Raw genomic sequence first — 4810 nt, 5'->3', positions numbered from 1 at the left:
CGCCCAGCAACACCAGCGCCGGAATAATCAAAAAGCCGCCGCCGACACCGACCAGGCCGGTCACCGCCCCGACCAACAAGCCGTCAAGGGCGATTTTATAGAGCGCCCGTTCCTGAGTTGGCGACCCATCGTCCAGCTTCACCGGACGAAACATTAAATAGGCCGCCACCAGCAACAGGACGGAAAAAATCAATAACTGCACCGCATTGGAAACATAGTGTGCGCCAAAGGCCCCCAGATAGGCACCGAGCATCCCCGGCAGCCCAAACACCACCACCGTGCGCCACTTCACCAAACCTTGCCGCGCATAGGGCAAGGCGGAAAACACACTGATAATGCCGACAATCAGCAAGGAACCGGCAATCGCCACTTTCGGGTCTTGTCCCACCAGATAAATCAGCACCGGCACCGTCAGAATTGAGCCGCCGGAACCCAGCAGCCCCAAACTCACACCAATCAATAATGCACCGATCCAAGCTAAAATCATTGAGGTTTCCTTTTCAGATAGACACCGCTTTCAATATGATGGGTATAAGGGAATTGATCAAATAAAGCGGCTTTGACCACCTCATGCGTCCGGCCAATATCCGCCAAATCCCGCGCCAGGGTTTCCGGGTGACAGGAGATATAGAGAATATGCTCAAACTCCGTGACCATCTTGCGGGTCAAATCGTCCAGGCCTGAGCGCGGCGGATCGACAAAAATCGTGCTGAAATCATAGGCGTTCAAATCCACTTCTTTAAGGCGATAGAATTCACGCTGCCCTTCCAGCGCGGCGGAAATTTCCGCCGCCGCCATCTTCACCACCCGCACATTTTCGATACGATTCGCCCGAATATTAAATTCCGCCGACGCCACCGAAGTTTTGGAAATCTCCGTCGCCAGCACCTGATTGAAATACGACGCCAACGCAATGGAAAAATGCCCGTTACCGCAATACAACTCAATCAAATCCCGAGAGCGATCCGGATTCGCCAGGGCCGCCATTTTGCGCGCCCAATGCAACATCTTCTGCGCCATTTCCGCATTCGGTTGGGTAAAGCTGTTTTCCACTTGCTGATACACAAACGACTGACCGTCCACCTGCAAGCGCTCAATGACAAAGTCCTGATCCAAACAGATTTTCTGTTTCCGTGCCCGGCCGATGATGTGCGTAATCGGCAAGGTTTTGCGCAGCGCCTGCGCCGCTTCCAGCCAGGCCTGGTCGGTTTCGGTCTTATCCCCGTTTTTTTGCTGTAACGAGCGTCGGTAAATCAAGGTCACCAGCATTTCACCGCTCAGGGTCGCCAGAAAATCGACTTGAAACAACTTGGTTCGCAGCACCGGTTGACGCACGATTTCCGCCATCAGGCGCGGCATTAAATTGGCAATGCTTTCCAGCGCCATCGGACAGGAGTCAATCGCGACCTTTTCCTGGGTATCCGGGTTGAACATAATGTAATCGGTGCGATCTCCCTCATGCCAGACACGGAATTCGGCACGGGCACGGTAATGCGACGGTGCCGACTCAAACACGCTCAATGCCTGCGATGGCAAGGGCTGCGGCCAAACAGCTTGCAAGCGCGCCACCTTTTCATTTAACTGAGCCGCATAACGACTTGGAAACACTTCACATAACACGGACAAACCAGCTCCACAAACACATTCACAATCGAAGACAAAAGTATAGCACCCCGAACATCAAAATACCCTGATCAACAACGCAAATCGAAGAAGAGTCAAGAAACCGTCATCCTTTCGGTAAGTTCAGGCAACGTGGGATTAGACAAGGTTGAGTAACCTTGGGAAAACAAACGCCGTGGCTGTCATAAAGGTTTCACTGACCCCGTCATAAAAAATTCTGAAACCGCCGAACGGGTTGACTACAATAGAAGGTCAATCGCCATCAATCCTCCTCACACAATCCATGCGGTGCGCAATGACAGATTCGACGACAGACGTGATGACACCTTCCGAAGCCGACAACAAAACCGACAATGAGTGTTTCCTCATTATCGAAGATCAGCCCTCCATGGCCAGCTTGCTGCAGACCGAACTGCAGAAGCTGACCCACTTGCCGATTCACACCGCCCATTCGATGGCCGAAGCCAAAGCGAAAATCGAAAGCGGTCTCAACATTCCCGTCTGCCTCAGCGACCTGCACCTGCCGGACTCCAGCCAAGGCGAAGTGGTGCATTACCTTAAAGATCAACACATCACCACCGTGGTTTTAACCGGCTCCTACAAAGACGAAACCCGTGAAGACATGTTCCGCCTGAAAGTGGCGGATTACGTCATTAAAGACAGCATTTCCTCCATTCGCTATGCGGTACAGATCACCGAACGCCTCTACAAAAACGCGCAACGCATGGTGTGGGTGCTCAGCTGCGGTTCGCGTTACAGCTCCAAGCTGATCGGCATGTTGCGCAACCACCGTTTTCAGGTTCGCCTTTACGAAAACTGTACCGACATCGAAGCCGACTTAAAAGCACAGCTGCCGCACTTAATTCTGCTGGACGGCGCACAGAATCTCAGCCACAACAACACCTTCGAGTTCACCAAAAACATCCGCAACCGTTTTTCACAAAATCAATTACCGATTATTTCCTGCGAAGACAGCGGACAAATTTCCTACGCCATTAAACTCATGAAGTATGGCGTCAACGACTTCTTCAATACCAACTTCACCCCCGAAGAGTTCTATGTGCGCGTTAACCAGAACATCGAACAGGCCGAAGTCTTTAAAGAAATCGAAACCATTTCACAGCGCGATGGTCTAACAGGGCTCTTCAATCGTCGCCACTTTTTCCACTTGGGGGAAGCTCAGTTCCAACAGCTCAAGGAACAGGGCCAATATTTCTTTACCCTCATGGCCGACATCGACCACTTTAAAAACGTCAACGACACCCACGGCCACCAAAAAGGCGACGAAGCCATTATTTTCACCGCGCACCGCATCCGCGATATTTTCAGTGATTATCAGGTCGCCCGTTTCGGCGGCGAAGAGTTCTGCGTCTTTGGTGAAATCGAAGACACCAGCGACATCGAAACCCTGTGTGAAACCCTGCGCCACAGCATCGAAACCGAGTCCGAATCCCACACGGGGGTCGCCTTCACCCTCAGCCAAGGTGTCAGCTTTTCCGGTGACAGTCTGGACGATGCCATCAGCAAGGCCGATGATGCCCTCTACCAATCCAAAGAAAACGGCCGCAACAAAGTCACCACCGTTTTTTAAGCGACAAAGTGGCACGAATTTAACTCGTCAAATCCGCTTATTTTCGGTAAAGTATTCAGACGATTTCTCAAACCCTATCAAACCTAAACAGACGGATTCACGACGTAACCATGATTCTCAACCCGCATAAACTGTTCGAGCCGCCACTGGTGCAAAGCCTGCTGAAAGCCTTTGACGGTTCCATGTTCAGCCTAGTCATTACCGATACGGGAGACTCCGAGCCGCATTACCGTTTTTTATACGTCAACGAACGTTTTCAAAAGCAGTGCGGCTACAGCGAAGAAGAGTTGAAACACCTCAGCCCCAAAATTCTGCAAGGCCCGCGCACCCATTCCAAAACTCTCGCCAAACTACACCAAGCCTTGAAAGAAGACCGCACCTTTATCGGCCAAACCACCAACTACCGCAAAGACGGCAGCGAGTACATTGTGCGCTGGAGCATCAACCCCATCCGCGATGAAAACGATCGCGTCATCGCCTACATCTCCTGCCAACAGGAAGTCACCGAATTCGTGCAAAAGCGCGAAGAGGCGCTGTTTCTCGCCGAAGCCATTAACCAATCCGCCGATGCCGCCCTCATTACCGATATCGAAGGCACTATCGTCTATGCCAACAAGGCCTTCAGCGCACTCACCGGTTATGAACTTCATGAAATCAAAGGGAAAAATACCCGGATGCTCAAGTCCGGCAAAATGGATGAAAAATTTTACAAAAACATGTGGGAAACTCTGATCAACAATGAATCCTTCAAAGGGGTGTTTCTCAACCGCCACAAAAACGGCCGCGAATTTTTTGAACAGAAAACCATCACCCCGATACTTGATGAAGACAATCGCCCCATGTACTATCTGGCGATCAGCAAAGACAACTCGGATGTGATTCAAAAAACCCACCATTTAGAATACAAAGCCTATCACGACAGCCTGACCGGCTTGTTCAACCGCTCCAAATTTGACGAGGTCATCAATGTCAAGCTGCGCCACCTGCGCCTGAACGGCGAACAGTTCAGCTTGATCATTGCTGACGTGGACGATTTTAAAAAACTCAACGACACCCACGGCCACGACGCGGGCGATGACGTCCTGCGTGCCATTGCCGAACACTTCCAGAACAATCTGCGCAAAGGCGATTTGATTTTTCGCTGGGGCGGCGAAGAGTTTGCCGTCTTGATCGACTCGGATCTCGGCAGCACCGAATTCGTCGCCGATTTGTTACGAAGCCGCATTGCCAAAATGGAAATCGACTCTTTGCCAGGCCTGGGGATTACCATGAGCTTCGGCGTCACCGAAGCCGAAGAAAACGACCACCTTGACACCTTGTTTAAACGTGCCGACCAAGCACTGTATCAAGCCAAATCCAACGGTAAAAATCAGGTGCAAAGCGTGTTTCATACGCCTAACCCGAATATTTCATGAATTTGTGCTGAGATTGCGCAGGGCATTGGTTTCTCGACTTACCCCTTCGGGCGTCGAGTTCTTTGTTTCACAAGGAAATTTTCGAAGAAGCGTCGTATCCGTGATTACGACCGACTGAGAAAATATTTCTTGTGGAATCAAGGAGCAAGCAAGGTCGGTGCAAATTTGTGAAATATTCGGG

The 4810-nt window shown here is 51.0% G+C and carries 5 protein-coding genes; 2 read left to right on the top strand and 3 right to left on the bottom strand.

Translation table 11 applies throughout. The features are described 5' to 3' along the window. A partial coding sequence (locus ACP5D0_RS09970; RefSeq protein WP_472365635.1) for a sulfite exporter TauE/SafE family protein occupies window positions 1–487 on the bottom strand: 487 nt, incomplete at its 3' end. Then, window positions 484–1620: a tRNA (uridine(54)-C5)-methyltransferase TrmA gene (gene trmA, locus ACP5D0_RS09965; protein ID WP_472365636.1), complete on the bottom strand. Its 1137-nt coding sequence runs from the start codon at window positions 1618–1620 to the stop codon at window positions 484–486. The genes trmA and ACP5D0_RS09970, both read right to left, overlap by 4 nt. A gap of 298 nt (window positions 1621–1918) precedes the next feature. Between trmA and ACP5D0_RS09960 the strand changes: the two genes are divergently transcribed. Together ACP5D0_RS09960 and ACP5D0_RS09955 are read left to right on the top strand one after the other, a co-directional pair. Continuing rightward, window positions 1919–3214, top strand: coding sequence for a diguanylate cyclase (locus ACP5D0_RS09960; protein ID WP_472365633.1), 1296 nt, complete (start codon window positions 1919–1921; stop codon window positions 3212–3214). 110 nt (window positions 3215–3324) lie between these two features. Continuing rightward, complete coding sequence (locus ACP5D0_RS09955) at window positions 3325–4629, top strand: sensor domain-containing diguanylate cyclase (RefSeq protein WP_472365631.1); 1305 nt, start codon at window positions 3325–3327, stop codon at window positions 4627–4629. On the opposite strand, the gene ACP5D0_RS09950 is transcribed toward ACP5D0_RS09955, so the two are convergent. Further along, window positions 4624–4810 (bottom strand): hypothetical protein (locus ACP5D0_RS09950; protein WP_472365630.1); only part of this gene is annotated, 187 nt, incomplete at its 5' end. The genes ACP5D0_RS09955 and ACP5D0_RS09950 overlap by 6 nt on opposite strands.

It is taken from the genome of Hydrogenovibrio sp. (genome assembly GCF_049975065.1).
Taxonomy (GTDB): Bacteria; Pseudomonadota; Gammaproteobacteria; order Thiomicrospirales; family Thiomicrospiraceae; genus Hydrogenovibrio.
Note: the sequence above shows the minus strand (reverse complement) of the source record. Positions and strands in the feature narration are given on the sequence as shown.